The following is a 17,681-nucleotide window of genomic DNA, read 5'->3' on the forward strand; positions in this document are numbered from 1 at the left end:
CATCCTCCTACAAAGAAACCGGGTTGTTCCGGTCCGGCGTGTAACGGTGCACCTCTTCATCAGGTGATCCGGGTTTTTTTACTGCGTTACTGCTTTTACTGGTGCTATTGGTGAACAGGCGGGAATACTTTTGAAAAATTTCCCGATGTCCATTTTGGTTATGGAACCAGTTGTCTTTGCGGCGGACTTCTTCAATGCTCGTCAGGCGTCTTTCCTTGGTTTCGAGACCGGGGTATACCAGGGTTTCTCCTGGAAATGTCATTAATTGTTGAGTAATACTTTGATAAAGTACTCGCGTATCATCTGTGCTGGGGCAGGGCAGGGTGCTATTGACCAATAAGGTTTTTCCAGTAAACAGGCGATCCTCCCAATGGTAAGTGAGGGCGCAGGGACTTTGTCCGGGAGTATGCAAAACCTGCAGGCTTTCTTCGCCAAAATAAAGGCGATCGCCATGGCGCAAACGCAGATCAATCTGACTGTTTGTATTACTCTCATGAGCCAGCACCCGCGCCCCAGTGGCCGTCTTCAGCTCTTCTGCCGCACTCATCTGTTCGACCTCATGGTGGGTCTGCAATATGTACGTCAGGATGAGGCCCCGCTCCTGAATAAATAGTGCGAAACTTTCCAAAAGCGCAGGCACCGGATCAATAATGACGGCTTCCCGAGTGACGGGATCACCCAGCAAATAGCTGAGTGCGCCTTTTTGGGAATCACATAGTTGTCTAAAAATCATCTGCTCCACCGTCAGTTGCCACCGGACGTCAGAGCATCAGCAAACTCTGTGCCATTTTCAGGAGTTTGTATGCGGATATCCTTTTTATGAAAAAACATCATTATTTCAATGTAATATTTGAAATTTGGGCGGTATATTTTTCTGAAGGCCTAGTGCCCCTGCAGCCGCACACCCGTAAACTGTCAAAAATGACATAGACGATTTGGCAGAGACTGCTACAATTGTCAGTGCGCAGGTGCTGCGGCGGGAGGTTTATGACTGATTTACTGAAACAATTGCGACCTGAAATGACTTCATTACTGGATTGTTTTAGTACTCCGGCAGTACTTTTGTGCGCCGACTATACAGTATTGGCCGCCAATCAGGCCTACCGGCGCGCTTTTGGCGATGGCAAACCCCTGCAGGGTCGACGTTGTGCGGAAATTATGGCCGAGGCGGGGTTTGCCTGTCAGCAAAGTGGTAATCACTGTCCTCTGGACAACTGTCAGCAGACGGGCGTGGATCAGCATGTAGTCCATTCCCATACCTCGGGAAATACCCAAATTGATTTGTACCCTATTCGTAATGAACGCGCCGAAGTCGTTTATTTTCTTGAATTGCTGAATGTGACCCCCGCAGACGCAACGCATGGGACACCGGCTATGGTCGGCCAATCGGAGGCCTGGCGGGAGGTAGTGCGCCTCATTCGACGGGTAGCTCCCGGTGATGCGGCAGTGCTCCTTCTGGGGGAATCCGGAACCGGCAAGGAACTGGCTGCAGCGGCGGTACATCAGGCCAGTCATCTCAGTCACGGACCCTTCATCACCGTCGATTGCTCCGGTTTGCCGGAAACACTTTTTGAAAGCGAATTGTTTGGTCATGAAAAAGGCGCATTTACGGGTGCCCAGTCCCGAAAAACCGGTTTGGTTGAAGCCGCCAATGGGGGAACCTTGTTTCTGGACGAAGTGGGTGACATTCCTCTTAACCTTCAGGTGAAATTGTTGCGGCTTCTGGAAACCGGCACGTTTCGCAGGGTAGGGGGGGTTGAACCGATTCGTTCCCGGTTTCGACTGATTTCAGCAACGCACCGTCATCTGGAAAAAATGGTCGCAGAGGAGCGTTTCCGTCAGGATCTTTATTATCGTATCAACACGTTCCCCATTGCTTTACCGGCGTTGCGGGATCGTCTGGATGATATTCCCTTGCTGGCCGCAGCCATTTTGCAGCGCATCCCGGCAGCCAAGGGGCTGCAACTGCACGCTGATACTCTACAGTTGCTGGGTCAATACACTTTTCCGGGCAACATCCGCGAGTTGCGCAACATTCTTGAACGCGCGGCGCTGATGGCCGATGAACATTGGATACTCCCCCAGCATCTGCCCCTGGCCCTGCAAGAGCAAGGCACGCCGCCCAAACAGGATAATCATGCCAAAATTTCCGGCTTGGATGCCATTGTTCCCTTGGCTGATCTGGAGGCCCAGTATTTACGATGGGCGCGGAGTGCTTTTGGCGGGGATCGACGCAGTCTGGCCGCCCGGCTGGGTGTCAGTGAGCGCACCCTTTATCGTAAGCTGGATGCCTTGAAGGAAGCACATGGTCTTGAATGAAAATATCTGGCCCGAAGGCTTGTGGATCCGAGCCGCAGCGCAGCAAGAGGCCCCCTGCATTATGTTGATGCATGGCCTGGGCGCATCCAAAGAAGACCTTGCTCCCCTCGCAGACTTTGTCGATCCGGAAAAACAGTTTCGATGGGTTCTCCCCGATGCTCCAGTACGTCCGGTCACTCTCAATGGCGGGCGGCCAATGCGGGCCTGGTATGATATTTATGGGCTGGGTCGGGATTCTGGCGAAGATGCAGCGGGAATGGAACACATGGCGACTCGCCTCGCTGCGCTGATGGAGCATGAACAGCAGCAGGCAGGTACTCAACCCTTGATACTGGGCGGGTTTTCCCAGGGCGGGGCGATGGCGCTTTATTTGGCTTTTCATCATGCTTGTCCGGCGGCAGCTGTGCTGGCTTTCAGCGCCTATTTACCGCTTCGCCAGACGCTTCCTCAGTCCGCTCAGGTGACTCCGATTTTCTGGGGGCATGGTCGTTCCGATACCGTTCTGCCTTTGGAATATATGGAAATTGCCCGCGACATCATGGAATCCCTGGGGTACGCTCTCAGTACCCATATTTATCCCATGGATCATAGTATTTGTGCGGTAGAGCTTGTGGACGCACGGAAATTTTTGGACAGCATAGTCATGCAAGGAAATTTGAAAAAATCATGAATACCCTCTGGATTGAGCAGTTTGTACATATACTCGCGGTGATTGTCTGGATTGGCGGCCTGTTTTTTGTGACGATGGTGCTGGCCCCGACCCTGAAAAAAGAAATCACGCAGAACAGTACGCGTATTGCCTTGATGCATGTGTTGCTGCGCCGTTTCTTTTTCTGGATGTTGCTCGCGGCTTTCCTGTTATTGCTCACGGGTTATAGCATGGTGTTCGTTTTCTACGGGGGATTTGCCGCTCTGACCATCCCCGAATGGATTATGGTGGTATTAGGCACGATCATGGTGATGATTGTTCTGCATACTTATTTTGCACCACTCAAACGGCTGCGCCGGGCGGTACGTGATGAGGACTGGCAGGCGGGTTCGAAAGCCCTGGGTCAGGTGCGAATGCTGGCCAGCACCAATCTTGTGCTATCTTTTATTGTCATTCTGGTGGGGATATGGGGCGTGTTTGGCACGCCCTGGTGATAGTGGCTGAGTTTTGATGCCTAATCAGATGATTCCGCAGATCCAAAAATCTGTTCTTCCAGTCCCCAGCGGGCTGCCAGTGTTTCGGTGGCGTTGACCAGTTCTTCGGCGCGGGATGGATGATTGACACGTATTTCGGCAATACGGCGCAGCGCTTCTTGGCGATCGCCACTGTTGGCGAGCAGATGAATCAGTTCTCCGGCATCCCGGCCAATAATTTCGCCGCCCAATAACTCACCACTATCCATATCAGCGAGCAGTCGCACGAAACCTGCCGTGTCATCCTGACCCAATGCCCTTGGCGAGGTTTCAAACGCCGCGAAGCCTACGGCTGGTTCATAACCTTGGTCTTCTGCTGTGTCATCATCCAGGCCAATGCGCGCCAGCTCTACCGCTGAATAAACCAGTTCCGGTACCCAGGCTGGATTCCGCTCCAGTTTTTCTTCACTGAGCAGGTTGTGAATGATGATTTGGGCGTCGCTCAGAGCCTGATTGGCATTCATGATCGGGCCCACTACATCCCCAAGGGCAAAAATACCCGGTTCTGCGGTTTCCAGGTGTTCATCTGCTTGTACAAAGCCTTTTTCATCAAGTTCCACAGCCGTATTTTCCAGACCCAGGCCCTGGGTGAAAGCCTTACGCCCGGTTGCCAATAGTACCCAGTCGCCCTGTACGGATTGCCCGTCTTCTGCAAAAACCGTCACGCCCTGATCATCCTCGGCAATGCGTGCTACGCGAAAATGCTCTACGGCCTTAATATCCAAGGCGTTGAGGGCGGCTTTCAGGGTATCCTTGGCTTGTGGTGAAAATTGGGTATGGGCCAGTGAGGCGGAGTTCACCAGCCATTGCACGTCTTTATCCAGCTGATCAAAAATATACGCAAACTCTGTGCCGATTACGCCGCCGCCAATCAGTATAACGCGCTTGCCCGCCGGAGCTCCGTCGTCATAAAGCATGTCGCTGGTGAGCACTTTTCCAGGAATGGTCTGGATGCCCTCGGGAAGGGCAGGGGTGGATCCCGTAGCAATAATTGTGTACCGCGTTTGTATCTGGCTGCTGCCAGTTGGGCCGTCAACGCTAATATGCCGGGCATCTACAAAGCTGCCGGTTCCTTCCAACAGTTGCACCCCCAGACGTTTGAGGTAATCCACGTAACTGTTGCGAACGGACTCGACTACCTGGTGCTGGTGTTCCCAGGCTTGAGCCATGTCTCCTTTCAGGTCAGTGCCGATGACACCGCGTTTGGCAAAATGCCGGCTTTGTTCAATCCATTTGGCCGTTTCGTGCCAATCTTTTTTGGGAACACAACCACGGTTGAGGCAGGTTCCGCCCCAGGTAGCACTTTCAATAATGGCCACTTTTTGGCCACGTAAAGCCGCCAAAACTGCAGCACGATATCCGCCTGGTCCACTACCAATAATGGTGATATCTACTTGATAATTGCTCATAAGTCCATCCTTATCATTCGGTTGAAAAATATTTAAAAAGTAGTTTATGAAGTATTTTGCGGTAATAAAATTTCCTGTTGTTTTTCGGCGACGAGAAGGTTTTTGTTACGGTTACGGTTTGGTGTCGCGCAAAGTTGCATCAGTTTAACAGGAAATTTAGATAAATTAATACTTTCAGCGGGTTAGATCTTGTCCGCAAAATTATTGATGAATGACGGCATTATCCATAGCATTTTTTATGGCTGATTTCGGCATTCTGCGTCGGGCAGAGGCGACAAAAATATCAGGGCATTCAAAAAAAGTAAATTATAAACATATAGTTAATATTTTGGTACAAGAATTGCTTAACAATCACCATGAACTATTTATCTCATAATTATTCCTCCTTGAAGCTTGCTTCTGCTATTGCGCTCAGTCTGTCAGGCTGGGCCTTCAGCATTGCGGCGTCGGCGAATGATTTTAACATGCAGAACGTAGAGTCCAAGGCCCAGGCACTGGTAGACACGCATTATAATCCCAAGCCTTTGCCGATTCCTGCTTTTCTCAAAAATCTAAGCCCTGAACAGTACAGTCAGATTCAGGACACGAGACCTTTGTGGCAGAACGAGAATACGCCTTTTCAGGCACAATTTTACCTGCCCGGTTCCTGGTTTCATCAGCCTGAAGTCATCCGCGAAGTGGTCAATGGCAAGGTGCGACCCATCCCTTTTAATCTCGGAGACTTCAGTTTTGGTAATTTAAAGGTTCCCGCTGATCTGCCGAGTGACCTGGGTTATGCCGGATTCCGCTTGTTAGCGCCCCTGAATACGCCGCCGAACTATAACGAATTTATTTCCTTTTTGGGCGCAACCTACTTTCGTGCGGTGGGTAAACATGCCGTTTATGGCACTTCAGCACGCGGTCTGGGTATTGATACGGCCCAACCGTCTGGAGAAATATTCCCTTACTTCAAAGAGATCTGGCTGGAAAAGCCGCAAGCCGGTGCGCAGGATATGGTGGTTTATGCGCTTATGGACAGTCCAGTAGCCACAGGTGCTTACCGCTTCACCATCCAGACCGGTGACAGTACGAAGGTACAGGTGCAGGCCACCATATATTTGCGTAAACCCGTACAGGTGCTTGAACTGGCGCCTTTGACCAGCATGTACTGGCACGGTCATGGTCGTGGGATTATCGCCGGCGACTGGCATCCTGCACAGCATGATTCCAGCGATCTGGTCATGGCCAATGGTAATGGCGAGTGGTTGACCCGTCCTATTGATAATCCCCTGCAAATTCAGGCTACGACCTACAGCATGGATCACCCGGTAGGCTTCGGTCTGATTCAGGAAGATCGTGATTTTTCCGCCTATCAGGGTATTGAAACCCAATACCAGCGCCGTCCCAGTGTTTGGGTACAACCGGTAGGAGACTGGGGAAAGGGTCAGGTACGTCTCGTTGAGCTGCCTACCAATAACCGGGACATGGACAATATTGATGTTTTCTGGGTTCCGGATCAGGAACCCGCTCCGAAAAAGCCCCTGCATTTTGCCTACAACTTGCGTTTCTTTCTGGATAACCATGGCCTGATTCCTTTGGCCCATCCCGTCGGAACCTATCTTGGCGATGACCCGAAAACCGCCGGAGCGCGTACGGTCGTTATTGATTTTGGCGGTGGTGCTCTGACGAAATTACCCGGGAATATGCCTGTTAAAGCCCATCTCACGGCTGAAAACGGGGCTCAGATTTTGAGCCAAAAGCTGGAATGGGATGCTAAGGATCATTTTTGGCGGGTGATTGCAGTCATACAGCCGCAAACGGCTTCACCCAGTAATGTGCGTTGTTATTTAACCCTCGATAAGCAGGTTATGACCAATACCTGGACTTATCTTCTTCATGCGGCAAAGGAGTAGGTGTAATGTTTAAAGATGAATCAAGCTACAGCGTCAATCCTGCGGGTGAGTGGCTGGCAGGTTGTACAGCAGAGGCCCTGGTCGTCGCAAATAGCGCACCCGTTCTTGCTCGTATGGAGCGGTATATGGCGTATCTGGCGTTAACCGATGCCCAGCGTTTATGGATACGTGGTCAGGTGATCAGCCAATTGCAAGGCGTGGAAACCCATCAGGATGCGCTTTATGCCCGGGCTTTTGCCAGCCTGCATCAGGCACTGGCGACTCTGGGAAATGGGGATGAGCTGGATGCCCGCCTCGATCTTTCCCTGCGCATGACTGCAAATGCGGCCCAGGATGCCCGGTCATGCCGTTGGCTACAGCAGCAGGTAGCGCCTGCCATTCAGCGCAGCAATATGGCCTCTCTTCCCATGAATCGTTCCTGGCTGGCTGCCGCATCGCGCCTGTGGCAGACATTGTTTGGCCGCGGTAAGGTATTGACGAGCCGCCGTATTCTGACCGGAGAAGTCTGAATTGGCACGGGCTATGGCCCGGCAGTGGGAAACCATCAGCCGGTACCGACGTTATTGGTTAAGTGCTTTTATTATTTTGCCGGCCTGTAGTGCAGGCCTGATGCTGGATCAGGTTCTTGCCGATCGCTTGCCGCTCTGGTTGGAAATACCTACTCTCATCATATTTTCCATGCTGTTTGCCTGGATTTCTGCAGGCTTCTGGACAGCACTGGTTGGCTTTATTCTGCTGATGAGCGGGCGCACTGATACCGCCCCCGGTAGCCCCGAACTCCGCCTGGCTGAGCCCCTCCCACAGAATAAAGTGGCGATTCTCATGCCCATTTATAATGAAGAAGTGGAGCGGGTGGCTGCCGGGCTACAGGCCACTTTCAAATCCTTGCAGCGGGCTGGGGCCTTGGCCCATTTTGAGTTTTTTCTGCTCAGTGATACCCGCAATCCTGATGTCTGGTTACGTGAAGAACTGGTCTGGTCGGCGCTTTGTGAGTCGCTGGATGCTTTTGGCAAAATTCATTATCGAAGGCGACCAGTTAATAATAAAGCCAAAAGTGGCAATGTCGCTGATTTTTGCAGACGCTGGGGCCGCGCTTACGAATATATGGTAGTGCTGGACGCTGATAGTGTCATGAACGGTGAAACCCTCTATCGCATGCTGGAAATGATGGAAGGAAATCCGCAGGTCGGTATCATTCAGACCCAGCCGGTGGCCGTCAATCGGGAAACCTTATATGCCCGTCTGCAACAATTTGCGCAGCATCTGTATGGCCCGATTTTCAGCGCCGGATTGCGTTTCTGGCAGTTGGGTGACGGGCATTACATTGGTCATAATGCCATTTTGCGAACTGCCCCGTTCACCGAATTTTGCGCCTTACCCGTATTACCCGGTCGGCCTCCTCTGGGTGGACCCTTGCTCAGTCATGATTTTGTCGAAGCGGCACTGATGGCCAGAAATGGCTGGGAAGTGTGGTTTGTACCCAGTCTGTCAGGTAGTTATGAGGAAGTTCCTCCCACCCTGATTGATGATTTGAAACGGGATAGACGCTGGGCGCAGGGCAATCTGCAACATCTGCGTTTACTGGCCGGGGAGGGCTTGCGTTCTGCCCACCGCTTCCTTTTCATCAACGGGGCCATGTCTTTTCTGGCGGCACCGCTCTGGGGACTGTTTTTGATTCTTGGCGCGTTGGGTTCCCTGCATTGGGCTGGTGGAGGGAATGATGATACGGTCACCCCTTTTCATTGGGGAAGTGGCATTGATCCCTTACCGTTCTGGTTGTTTGGAGTGACGGCTGTTTTACTGCTTTCACCCAAGTGGATGGCCGTTCTTTGGGTGGCCCGTCAGCCTGGTCGCCGCCAGCAGTTTGGGGGATTGTCTCATCTTATTCTGAGCATGCTGATCGAGAGTTTGTTTTCGGTTTTGATGGCCCCTATCCGGATGGCTTTTCATAGTCAGTTTGTCATTCAAACCCTCATGGGGAAGGGCGTACGTTGGGGGGCTCAGGTGCGTGGTGACCAGGAAACCAGCTGGTCAGTAGCCCTGCGTTTTTTTGGTTGGTGTTCGGCACTGGGGCTGGTGCTGGCAGTTGCTCTGTACCCCTTTTTGGGTTTCTGGCATTTTGTCTGGTTGGTTCCAATTTTGGGTGGTCTGGTCGCCGCCGTGCCTTTGGGCGCATGGACCAGTCGCCCTGGGCTGGGACGCTGGGCACGCCAGCATCGCCTGTTTGTGATTCCCGAGGAGGTCATCGTCCCCGAAGAATTGCAGTCATTGGATAGTGACAGTGTGGCCTATCTTCCGCACATTGAGGGAGATGCTTTTGTGCAGGTCGTAGTTGATCCTCGCTTTAATGCCATTCACAGCGCCTTGCAGCGCAATCGCACCGGATTATGGCCGCGTGCTGCCAGTCTTTGCCACAAGGCTCTGGAAGAAGGCCCCCAGCAACTCAGTAATCGCGAGCGTAATATCCTCTTGAGTGATCGCAACTCCATGCTGTCTCTACACCGGGCTGTCTGGTCCATGAATGACCGGGAACGCTTGACGGCCTGGGGCGTGGAGAGTGACGATCAGGATCTGATCAATCAGGCAGGACAATAACCCTATGGCAAAAAATGGTGAAACCCTTGATCTCATGGCTTTGGCTGGCATCCGCAATGATCTGGATGATCTCCGCGCCCGTGCCCAGGCAGGAGATCCCGTAGCCCAGTTCAATATGGGCGTGAAATACGCCGAAGGGTCTGAGGTCCCTCAGGATTATCAGGAAGCTGCGCGCTGGTATAGTGCAGCGGCAGACCAGAATGATGCACCCGCGCAATTCAATCTGGGCTTGCTGTTTTATCAAGGCCAGGGGCTGCGCAAGGATTTATCCTGCGCTTACGAGTTATTCAGTCTCGCCGCAGCGCAGGGTGATACGCGTGCCCAGGCCGGGATGACGGCGATTCTCGGTGAAGTCCCCACTGAACTCGCTGAGGAGCTCATTAAAAACTTTGGGCAGGGCGACCAGGGTGCCGCTACCCACTAAGCTGAAAATGGCAAATCTACCAAGAGCTTTTAGTGGCTTAAGCGGGCAGCCTGATTGCCCCTGACAAGGCCTATTACCCATCAGGAAGTATCCGAGCCCGCCAGGCAAGGGTTGTTTGCTGCAGTTTTATCGGCGGTTACGGATTGCTGATAAGCGTTCGGTATGCTGACCTTTGCCGCCCAGATAAGTCGGTACGATACTTTCAATGGCTGTAGCCTGAATACCAAACACTTCCTGCAAATCCTTTTTGCTGGAAATGTTATCTACGGACAATGACTTCAAATTGTCACGCGTCAGCACCTTGCCCGGCAGTTTTTCCATCAGTCCCGCTTGCAGGTTGCCCAATAAAGGACAGAGCGCAATCACCCTGCGATGCGTGCCAATCAGGCTTTGGGTATAAGCAATCAACTCACCCAGGGTATAGACCTTGGGACCGCAGAGATCAAAAGCCTTGCCATACGTTTTTTCGTCGTCTATGGACTGCACAAATGCACTCACTACATCTTCAATCCACACCGGCTGCATTTTGGCCTCAGTGCCGGCCATGGGTAAAAAGAAAGGAATATTGCGCAGCAGTTGAGCAAAGCGATTGAAGAAGCTGTCCCCTTCACCAAATATGATCGAAGGACGAAATGAAGTCACTTTAAGACCGCGTCCCCAGAGTAATTTCGGACCATTCAGATAATTGAAATAGCCGTTTTTGGCGCTGTTTTCGCCAGACTGACGGATGATTTCTTCACCGATACCTTTGGAGCGCAGGTAGGCACTGGGGGCAATGGGGTTGGCACCGAGGGCGCTCATATGCAGGAGCCGGGGAATGCCCAGATGTCCACAAAGATTAGCGACCAGACGGGGAAGCTCAATATGGTTTTTTTCAAAATCACCATGGCGTTCGGGCGGATAATCGGTGCGCCCCGGACGGTTTTCGTTAAGGATGCCCACCAGATTGATGACTACATCCCGTCCTTTCAGTTGTTGCTCCAGCGCAATAGGGTTATGCACATTACATTCAACAACCTCGACCTGTGGCAGAACCAGCAGGTTTTCGCGGTTCCGCTCCCGATTGCGGGTCAGAATGCGAATCTGGTGCCCATCCTGACTGAGGTGCTCCGCCAGATGTCGGCCGACAAAACCCGTGCCACCAAGAATACAGATTTTATGTGTTGCCATGAGCTTATACTCCTCCGCAAATTATCAGCCAGAGCATAGCACAGCTAGCCTGCCCCGATGCTGCAGAAAGTTTGAATCAGGGCATGAAGGTAGGCTATAAGAGAATAGATTTGGCTGCACATGGCTGTTGGGCGGGATATGCCCGGAAACTGCGAGGTACAGAACCAGGAGAAAGGAATGGCGGAATGTGGTATTCAAAACGGTGCCCGCAGGGGAGGACAAATTTCTGCGTTAGGTGCTTTGCTGGTGGGGCTGGCTATTATTGCCGGTGCGGCTGGTGACCATCTGGTTGCTGGGCAGGTGAGCAGGCAAAGTTTGCATGTGTACGATATTGCCGTGCGTTTTCAGATTTATAATGCATTAGGCCTGGTTCTGCTGGGTATTTTGATTCGATTATGGGGTAAAGGAAGGCTACTTTGTGCTTCGGCATTGTTGATGGCTCTTGGTGTGCTTTTTTTCAGCGGGGGACTTTATTTGCTGGTCATTACCGGCCAGTCATTCTGGGCAATTTTTGCCCCTTTGGGTGGCACAGCGTGGATTGTCGCCTGGTTGCTCCTCGCTGTCGGCCTCTGGCGGGCATCCATGCAAGTGAAGGAATAATGTATGCTTATTGCCAAAAATGACGCTTATCATAAACAACTGGATTTTGCGGACGCTGAAATCGGTGACGTATTCTGGGTCGTCGAACATGTACCTTATAGTGGCACGATTAAAGGGGTTCAAAAATATACAGTCACTGAAATTCGCTCCAAACTGGTTATTTGTCAATCAGAATTGGCTAAGCCGATGAAAATAAAGCGGAGTACTTTGCAGGAAAACTGTTACCTCGAAAATGATCCGTATTTTGCAGATATACAGAAAACCTTTGAAATCAGTAGTCAGGTAGAATGGGTTCGCAAATTGATCAAGGAGCATGAAAGCCGTGACTTTGATCAGGAAGTGGTTGACGCCGTTCTGGCATGGCAGCGCCGCGTGGAAATGCGACGGGAATAGGCATTAGCAGGGCGCGGACCAAAGTTGCTGCAAAGCTTCCAGACCAACTGCCGTATTCAGGTTTGGGTGCAGAGGCTATTGTGGTACCTCCGGGCCATGATGTTCTTCGAGGGTTTTGCCATGGCCCTGGACCCGGAAGATCCAGGTCATTCCCAGGCCAAGCAGGCTCACCAGAATCATGAGCAGCAACACGGCTGAAAGGCCCCAGTTTGCCTGAATGAGTGGCAATAAAAACACACTGATGGTGGCGCCTATTTTGGCAATTGCAGCGGCAAATCCGGCACCAAAGGCGCGTACCTGGGTAGGATACATTTCGGTTGGTAAAATGAAGGTGGTGGCATTGGGACCCATCGTCATGAATAAATTGAAAAGCATAAAGCCGCCGAGGATCATGTAATATTTTTGAATGACATTTTCTGCATGCTGATGTGCAGCAATCAGCAGAAGAGTCATTCCCAGGATCATGCCGAAAAACCCGATGAGTTGCATATGAATGCGTCCCAGTTTGGGAACTGCCCAGAGCGACAGCAGCGAACCCAGTAGCAGGAACAGGTCCACTTTGCCACTATCCAATGCGTTGCTGAGATCCCGTCCCAAGGAAGAGCTTAATGCGGGCAGATCGCTGCGCATACTGCCGAGCAGAATCGTGGTAAACAGGCCAATACCATAAGTAGCGATGTCCATAAAAAACCAGGGAAGGGTCACCAGCAGGGTCCGCCGACGATATTCCGGGGCAAATAACGTCGCGATACCCAGGCGATGACCTGGCAGAATTTTGGCAACATGATGATGTTTTCTACCCAGGCGTTGGGCAATCTGCAGCAGTTGTTTTTTCTGGTCGGGTGCAAAGCGGGTGAGAATTTTGGCGGCCTGGGCATTGCGGCCATGTCCCATGCACCAGCGTACGCTTTCCGGCAGGCTCAGGCGGCCGATTAGATAGGGAAGCACCACCAGAATTTCTGCGGCCAGTAACCAACGCCAGGTATCATCGCCAGTCCGGGCATTTTGCAGCAGGAGAATGGCCAAGGCGACGCCCGCCAACATGCCGACGGACTGAATAGCGATGGAAGCAGCCATCATTCTGCCCCGGCGTCCCTGAGGCATGAATTCTGCCAGATAGCTGCTGGCGACTGGAAAGTCCATGCCGACACCGATACCCAGCAACAGTTCCGCCTGGGTCAGAATGGTGGCATTGGGTGCAAGTGCCGCTAATGTGGCGGCAATGATCAACAAAATCATATCGCTGATCATGACCGGTTTGCGCCCCCAACGATCGGCAATATGTCCGCCCAACAGGGCACCGATGACGGTTCCCCCCATGAGCATGGCAGCCACCATGCCGACACTGCTGGCAGGCATGTGCAGGCGGGGAATTACCAGTGGCAGGGTGACACCCAGCAAAAACATGGAAACCCCACTCAATAAAGTGCCCCCTGTGGACAAGGCCCAAATCCGATAGTGGATCAGCAACATCGGGCTGTTGTCGAGTATGGCGGTCATTGCGGCATGATCGGGATGAATAAGGTGCGAAGAATCCACAGGTGACGCAGTAGGGTTTTTTAATCCAGTGGCATTGGCAGTACTTGCGTGAATGTCGGCGCTTGGGTCTGGATTCAACGCGGCTTGTCCCGGAGAATCAGGCTTTTCCCCGTCATTTCGGACGGCTGGGAAAGTCCCATGAGATCAAGAATCGTTGGCGCAATATCGGCGGTGCCCCGGCCAATTCCCAATTTTACACATTCGTGGCCAATCAGGAGCATGGGGACGGGATAGACCGTGTGCTGGGTATGAGGCTCACCGGTCACTGGATCCACCATTTCATCGCAATTGCCGTGATCAGCCGTGAGGATGATTTTGAAACCGTGCTGAAGAGCTACCTGGGTAATCCGATGAAATTGGAGATCAAGCGTTTCTACCGCACGGAGAATGGCCGGGATTTTGGCGGTATGACCGACCATGTCACCATTGGCAAAATTGACAATAACAAAGTGATATTGGTCGCTTTCCAGTGCTGCAATGATACGATCTGCGACTTTTGCCGCACTCATTTCGGGCTGGAGATCATAGGTGGCTACCTGTGGCGATGGGATGATCTCGCGATCCTCCCCCGAAAAGGGTTCTTCGCGGCCACCGTTAAAAAAATAGGTGACATGCGCATATTTTTCTGTTTCTGCGCAGTGGAATTGTTGCAGGCCGGCGTCACTGATGACTTCCGCCAAAACTTTTGTCGGGATTTCCGGCGGGAACAGGACCGGAAAGGGATAGGCGTCATTGTAGGAAGTCATGCAAAGGGCGGTTCTGGCCTGTTCTGAACCGCGATCAAAATGTTCAAATTCGGGCATGGCCACGGCGGCGCTCAGTTGCCGCATGCGGTCAGAGCGAAAGTTGAAAAAGAATACGGGTTCATCGGCGGCAATCCGGTTTTCCTGGGGTTTGCCGATGACGGTGGGTTGAATAAATTCATCTCCTTCCCCGCGTCGCCAGGCTTCCTGAACAGCCGATAGGGCGTTTGCTGACTGAAGTCCCTCACCTTTCAGCAAGGCGGCCCAGGCTTTTTGGGTGCGATCCCAATGACTGGCACGATCCATGGCGGTATAGCGGCCACAGATGCTGGCAATTTTGCCGCTGCCCAGTTCTTGCAGGCGCTTTTCCAGAATCTGGACGAAAACATCTGCACATTGCGGGGCGGTGTCCCGCCCATCCGTAATCATGTGGATAATCGGTTCTACACCTGCCTGTACCACCAGAGGGAGAATCTCCAGCAAATGGTCAATATGAGAATGCACACCGCCATCGGAGACCATCCCGACCAGATGCAGGCGCCGGGTATTTTGCAAAATATTTTGCCAATTCTGAATGCTGGAAAAACTGCCATCAGCCAGACTGTCCGATATGCGGACCATGTCCTGAAGCAGAATGCGCCCTGAACCCAAAGTCAAATGACCGACCTCTGAATTTCCAAATTGTCCGTCGGGCAGACCCACAGCCCGCCCGGATGCCTGCAGGGCGGTATGGGGGTGACTGGCAAAATAATGATCCAGATGCGGCGTGTGGGCCTGTGCCCAGCCGTTGTAGGCCCGATTGGGGTTCAGGCCGAAACCATCAAAAATGACTAACAGCACGGGTTGAATATTCAAGAGGCTTCTCGCTTTTCCAGTTCTAGAACATGCAGGGTGGTTTTCAGTACGGAATCCGGGTTGAGGCTCATGGATTCAATGCCAATATCGACAAGAAACTCAGCCATTTCCGGATAGTCTGAAGGCGCCTGACCACAAATACCAGAGTGGATACCATGCCGTTTACAGCCATCCACAGCGAGGCGGATCATGGTTTTCACGCCTTCGTCGCGCTCGTCGTAGTCAAAGGCGACAATTTCCGAATCCCGATCAACCCCGAGAGTGAGTTGGGTGAGATCATTACTGCCAATGGAGAATCCGTCAAAGCGCTGGGCAAACGCATCAATTAAAAGCACATTGTTGGGGACTTCGCACATGGCATAAATTTTCAGGCCATTTTCGCCGCGCTTCAGGCCAAATTCTGCCATTTGCGCAAGAACGCCGTCGGCTTCCTGCACGCGGCGTACAAAAGGCAGCATCAAAATGACATTATCCAGGCCCATGGTTTCTCGCACTCTTTTCATGGCCAGGCATTCCAGATGAAAACCTTCTTTGTACGCTGGATGTGCATAGCGGGAAGCACCGCGAAAGCCCAGCATGGGGTTGTCTTCTTTGGGTTCGAAGCCGCGACCTCCAAGCAATGAGGCATACTCGTTGCTTTTGAAATCAGACATACGGACCACTACCGGTTTGGGATAAAAAGCGGCAGCCAGGGTGCCGACGCCCTCTGATAGCCGTTCCACAAAAAAATCCTGGGGCTGCGTGTAGCCTTGGGTGAGCTTCGCCAGGGCCAGACGCTCCTGCGGGTCTTTGACCTTTTCCGGGTAGAGCAAAGCCATGGGGTGCGCCTTGATGGTATTGCTGATGATGAATTCCATCCGCGCCAGACCAATACCATCGCTGGGGAGATTAGCCGTCTGGAAAGCAATTTCCGGGTTGCCCAGATTGATCATGATTTTGGTTTTGGGTCGGGGAAGTGCGGCCAGATCGGTATGCTGAACGGTAAATGGCAATTGACCCGCATAAATATTTCCCATATCGCCTTCCGCACAGGAAACTGTGACCGGCTCACCGTCGTGCAGTATTTCGGTGGCTGTTTCTGCGCCGACTACCGCCGGTATCCCCAGTTCACGGGCAATGATGGCAGCGTGGCAGGTTCGTCCGCCGCGATTGGTGATCACCGCCGCTGCATTTTTCATGACCGGCTCCCAATCGGGCGTGGTGGTGTCTGCTACCAGTATTTCACCGGGGCGAAACTCGGCGAGATGTTCAAGACTACGAATAATCCGGACGGGTCCGGCAGCAATTTTACTGCCCACGGCCCGGCCGCTGCCAAGACGTTTTCCGTGTTCACCCAGAATATACTCCTCCAGAATTTGTCCCTTCTTTTGCGAGGCAACGGTTTCCGGTCGGGCCTGCACCATGTAAATAGCCCCATCCAGTCCGTCTTTTGCCCACTCCATGTCCATGGGTCGGCTTTCGCCCATTTTCTGGCTGTAGTGATTTTCAATTTTGATGGCGTAATCGGCGAGAATGAATATATCCTCATCCTTCAAACAAAAGCGTTCCTGTTCATCGAGATGTGTCGGTACATTGCGGGTCCCATGGCGGGTGTCTCCCTCGGTATAAATCATCTTGATTTTTTTGCTGCCGAGAACCCTGCGCAAAACTGCCTTTTTTCCCTTCTGGAAGGCGGGTTTGAAGGCATAATATTCATCGGGATTGACGGTTCCCTGGACAACATTTTCACCCAGACCCCAGGATGCCGTAATAAAGACGGCATCTCTAAAACCAGTTTCAGTGTCCAGTGAAAACATGACGCCGCTGGTGGCGAGATCGGAGCGCACCATTTTCATGATGACAATCGATAGGGCCACCTTGAAATGATCAAAGCCCTGATCAACGCGATAATGAATGGCCCGGTCGGTAAACAGGCTGGCAAAGCAGCGACGACAGGCATCCAGCAAAGCGGCCGCACCGGAAATGTTCAGATAAGTATCCTGCTGTCCAGCGAAACTGGCCGTAGGCAGGTCTTCTGCGGTGGCAGAAGAACGCACGGCCAAAGACAGCGTATCTCCGTATTCCTGACGTAATTGGGCGTAAGCGGCCAAAATTTCGGTTTGCAAATCTTCGGGAAGGGGCGCGCTATAGACAATTTCCCGAGCCTTGGCACCCCGTTTGGCCAGATCGCGAACATTATCGGGGTCGAGGCCGTCCAGTGCCTCATGCAGCTTTGACCAGGCACCGGCCTGATCCAGCAGATAGTGATAGGCGTCGCCGGTAATGGCAAAGCCGTTGGGTACTTTCACTCCCTGCGGCGTGAGTTGGCGATACATCTCTCCCAGAGAAGCGTTTTTACCACCGACCAAGGGCACATCTTCTATGCGAATTTCATTAAAAAAACGTATGTATTTCGCAGTCATAAGATTTTCTCCAGATAAATCAGAGTAAACACTCTGAATAAAAGATAGTCAAGGAAATGGCTGTGGACAAGCTGTTGCTTTTTATTGGAGGCACTCTGGTATGATTGCCGGAGCAATGGCGAAGGTCCTTAAAATGGATGTGGGCTATGTTTTCATGT

At 52.2% G+C, this 17,681-nt stretch carries 15 protein-coding genes; 9 read left to right on the top strand and 6 right to left on the bottom strand.

Annotated elements, in window-relative coordinates; translation table 11 throughout:
- Positions 1-7: 7 nt before the first annotated feature.
- Positions 8-733 carry an MBL fold metallo-hydrolase gene (locus tag GCD22_RS17920; protein ID WP_031569680.1) on the bottom strand — a complete coding sequence of 242 codons (726 nt, stop codon included), beginning with the start codon at positions 731-733 and terminating at the stop codon, positions 8-10.
- A 254-nt stretch (positions 734-987) separates the two neighbouring features.
- Here GCD22_RS17920 and GCD22_RS06245 point away from each other — a divergent pair, with 254 nt between their 5' ends.
- From GCD22_RS06245 to GCD22_RS06255, 3 genes are read left to right on the top strand one after another with little or no spacing between them, the layout of a single operon-like run.
- Positions 988-2,319, top strand: coding sequence for a sigma-54 interaction domain-containing protein (locus GCD22_RS06245; RefSeq protein WP_081577554.1), 1,332 nt, complete (start codon positions 988-990; stop codon positions 2,317-2,319).
- Complete coding sequence (locus GCD22_RS06250) at positions 2,306-2,989, top strand: alpha/beta hydrolase (protein WP_010639173.1); 684 nt, start codon at positions 2,306-2,308, stop codon at positions 2,987-2,989. The genes GCD22_RS06245 and GCD22_RS06250 overlap by 14 nt, the downstream gene beginning before the upstream one ends.
- The gene (locus GCD22_RS06255) at positions 2,986-3,462 is read left to right on the top strand and encodes a CopD family protein (protein WP_010639171.1); all 477 of its coding nucleotides are present in this window, start codon (positions 2,986-2,988) and stop codon (positions 3,460-3,462) included. The genes GCD22_RS06250 and GCD22_RS06255 overlap by 4 nt, the downstream gene beginning before the upstream one ends.
- Before the next feature lie 20 nt (positions 3,463-3,482).
- Here the strand turns inward: GCD22_RS06255 and GCD22_RS06260 are convergent, their stop codons facing one another.
- A complete protein-coding gene (locus GCD22_RS06260) occupies positions 3,483-4,910 on the bottom strand; it encodes a dihydrolipoyl dehydrogenase family protein (RefSeq protein WP_010639170.1) in 1,428 nt (475 codons plus the stop codon).
- A 464-nt stretch (positions 4,911-5,374) separates the two neighbouring features.
- Between GCD22_RS06260 and GCD22_RS06265 the strand changes: the two genes are divergently transcribed.
- Genes GCD22_RS06265 through GCD22_RS06280 form a run of 4 tightly spaced genes read left to right on the top strand, consistent with a single transcriptional unit; the run spans position 5,375 to position 9,821 of the window.
- A complete protein-coding gene (locus GCD22_RS06265) occupies positions 5,375-6,802 on the top strand; it encodes an OpgD/OpgG family glucan biosynthesis protein (protein WP_237747383.1) in 1,428 nt (475 codons plus the stop codon).
- A 5-nt stretch (positions 6,803-6,807) separates the two neighbouring features.
- Positions 6,808-7,311, top strand: coding sequence for a hypothetical protein (locus GCD22_RS06270; protein WP_031569675.1), 504 nt, complete (start codon positions 6,808-6,810; stop codon positions 7,309-7,311).
- A gap of 1 nt (position 7,312) precedes the next feature.
- Positions 7,313-9,397: a glucans biosynthesis glucosyltransferase MdoH gene (gene mdoH / locus GCD22_RS06275; RefSeq protein WP_035209658.1), complete on the top strand. Its 2,085-nt coding sequence runs from the start codon at positions 7,313-7,315 to the stop codon at positions 9,395-9,397.
- A 4-nt stretch (positions 9,398-9,401) separates the two neighbouring features.
- Complete coding sequence (locus tag GCD22_RS06280) at positions 9,402-9,821, top strand: tetratricopeptide repeat protein (RefSeq protein WP_024894278.1); 420 nt, start codon at positions 9,402-9,404, stop codon at positions 9,819-9,821.
- Between the two features lie 126 nt (positions 9,822-9,947).
- Here the strand turns inward: GCD22_RS06280 and GCD22_RS06285 are convergent, their stop codons facing one another.
- Positions 9,948-10,991, bottom strand: coding sequence for a complex I NDUFA9 subunit family protein (locus tag GCD22_RS06285; RefSeq protein WP_031569671.1), 1,044 nt, complete (start codon positions 10,989-10,991; stop codon positions 9,948-9,950).
- 177 nt (positions 10,992-11,168) lie between these two features.
- On the opposite strand from GCD22_RS06285, the gene GCD22_RS06290 reads away from it, so the two are divergent.
- Both GCD22_RS06290 and GCD22_RS06295 read left to right on the top strand, forming a co-directional pair.
- Positions 11,169-11,591 carry a DUF423 domain-containing protein gene (locus GCD22_RS06290; protein ID WP_031569668.1) on the top strand — a complete coding sequence of 141 codons (423 nt, stop codon included), beginning with the start codon at positions 11,169-11,171 and terminating at the stop codon, positions 11,589-11,591.
- A gap of 3 nt (positions 11,592-11,594) precedes the next feature.
- Positions 11,595-11,984, top strand: a complete 390-nt coding sequence (locus tag GCD22_RS06295; RefSeq protein ID WP_031569667.1) for a hypothetical protein — start codon at positions 11,595-11,597, stop codon at positions 11,982-11,984.
- A 75-nt stretch (positions 11,985-12,059) separates the two neighbouring features.
- Here the strand turns inward: GCD22_RS06295 and GCD22_RS06300 are convergent, their stop codons facing one another.
- The 3 genes from GCD22_RS06300 to ppsA are packed head-to-tail and all read right to left on the bottom strand — an operon-like array spanning position 12,060 to position 17,523.
- On the bottom strand, positions 12,060-13,601 hold the full coding sequence (locus tag GCD22_RS06300; protein WP_031569665.1) for an MFS transporter: 1,542 nt from the start codon (positions 13,599-13,601) through the stop codon (positions 12,060-12,062).
- Positions 13,598-15,121, bottom strand: coding sequence for a 2,3-bisphosphoglycerate-independent phosphoglycerate mutase (gene gpmI / locus GCD22_RS06305; protein WP_031569662.1), 1,524 nt, complete (start codon positions 15,119-15,121; stop codon positions 13,598-13,600). Before gpmI ends, GCD22_RS06300 begins: the two co-directional genes overlap by 4 nt.
- Positions 15,118-17,523 (bottom strand): phosphoenolpyruvate synthase, encoded by a 2,406-nt coding sequence (gene ppsA / locus GCD22_RS06310; RefSeq protein WP_031569660.1) that lies wholly within the window; start codon positions 17,521-17,523, stop codon positions 15,118-15,120. The genes gpmI and ppsA overlap by 4 nt, the downstream gene beginning before the upstream one ends.
- Between the last annotated feature and the right edge of the window lie 158 nt (positions 17,524-17,681).

It is taken from the genome of Acidithiobacillus thiooxidans ATCC 19377 (assembly GCF_009662475.1).
Lineage (GTDB): Bacteria > Pseudomonadota > Gammaproteobacteria > Acidithiobacillales > Acidithiobacillaceae > Acidithiobacillus > Acidithiobacillus thiooxidans.

Coding starts and splice junctions, on each gene's coding strand:
- GCD22_RS17920 (WP_031569680.1), bottom strand. CDS start 733: ATGATTTTTAGACAACTATGTGATTCCCAAAAAGGCGCACTCAGCTAT.
- GCD22_RS06245 (WP_081577554.1), top strand. CDS start 988: ATGACTGATTTACTGAAACAATTGCGACCTGAAATGACTTCATTACTG.
- GCD22_RS06250 (WP_010639173.1), top strand. CDS start 2,306: ATGGTCTTGAATGAAAATATCTGGCCCGAAGGCTTGTGGATCCGAGCC.
- GCD22_RS06255 (WP_010639171.1), top strand. CDS start 2,986: ATGAATACCCTCTGGATTGAGCAGTTTGTACATATACTCGCGGTGATT.
- GCD22_RS06260 (WP_010639170.1), bottom strand. CDS start 4,910: ATGAGCAATTATCAAGTAGATATCACCATTATTGGTAGTGGACCAGGC.
- GCD22_RS06265 (WP_237747383.1), top strand. CDS start 5,375: ATGCAGAACGTAGAGTCCAAGGCCCAGGCACTGGTAGACACGCATTAT.
- GCD22_RS06270 (WP_031569675.1), top strand. CDS start 6,808: ATGTTTAAAGATGAATCAAGCTACAGCGTCAATCCTGCGGGTGAGTGG.
- GCD22_RS06280 (WP_024894278.1), top strand. CDS start 9,402: ATGGCAAAAAATGGTGAAACCCTTGATCTCATGGCTTTGGCTGGCATC.
- GCD22_RS06285 (WP_031569671.1), bottom strand. CDS start 10,991: ATGGCAACACATAAAATCTGTATTCTTGGTGGCACGGGTTTTGTCGGC.
- GCD22_RS06290 (WP_031569668.1), top strand. CDS start 11,169: ATGGCGGAATGTGGTATTCAAAACGGTGCCCGCAGGGGAGGACAAATT.
- GCD22_RS06295 (WP_031569667.1), top strand. CDS start 11,595: ATGCTTATTGCCAAAAATGACGCTTATCATAAACAACTGGATTTTGCG.
- ppsA (WP_031569660.1), bottom strand. CDS start 17,523: ATGACTGCGAAATACATACGTTTTTTTAATGAAATTCGCATAGAAGAT.